The 751-nt window shown below is 63.2% G+C and carries 1 protein-coding gene; it reads left to right on the top strand.

Annotated features, from left to right (window positions below; translation table 11 throughout):
• The coding region (locus EN742_RS36680; RefSeq protein ID WP_189375768.1) for a 4Fe-4S dicluster domain-containing protein at nt 1-567 on the top strand (567 nt) is incomplete at its 5' end.
• Between the last annotated feature and the right edge of the window lie 184 nt (nt 568-751).

Raw genomic sequence — 751 nt, 5'->3', positions numbered from 1 at the left:
TGGCGGGCGACCGACAGCGGCAAGGATTTGAAGAAGGTGCGCAACGTCAAGCCGCTGTGGTCGCGCTTCGGCACCATCATCGGCGTCGGCCTCGGTGGCCTCGACATGTGGCTGAACACGCTGTTCGGCCTCTCGCCCTTCGGCACGCTGAAGCACGGCAAGGCGGACTACGCGACGCTGGAGCCGGCTGCAAAATATGAAAAGATCGCCTATCCGAAGCCGGATGGCGTACTGACCTTCGATCGGCTCTCCTCGGTGTTCCTGTCCAACACCAATCACGAGGAAAATGAGCCGGTCCACCTCATCGTCGGCGACGCGGCACTGCAGCAGCGCTCCGAGCACGATGTCTTTGCCGGACCCTCGACGCGTTACTGCCCGGCCGGCGTCTACGAATGGGTCGACAAGGACGGCAACGCCGCTGCCGATCCGTCGGCCAAGGACGTGCGCTTCGTCATCAACGCGCAGAACTGCGTCCACTGCAAGACCTGCGACATCAAGGACCCCAACCAGAACATCAACTGGGTGCCGCCACAAGGCGGCGAAGGCCCGGTCTATCAGGGCATGTGAGACAGGCAGACGCCTGACCCGGCCGTCTCGACCGCCGCTCAAACAAAAGCCGGCGAGGGGCCAGTCTATCGGGGCATGTAACGGACCTGTTGAAACCGCGGCGCGCTTGTGTTTCCCTTCCCTGACGAGTGGAGGAAGGCCATGCGCGTTTCGGTTCTGGCATGCCTTGCGGCGATTGGCGTCC

Origin of the sequence: Mesorhizobium sp. M4A.F.Ca.ET.020.02.1.1 (assembly GCF_004022645.1) — a bacterium.
Classification (GTDB): Bacteria; Pseudomonadota; Alphaproteobacteria; order Rhizobiales; family Rhizobiaceae; genus Mesorhizobium.
This window is presented reverse-complemented; position numbering and strand designations above follow the sequence as displayed.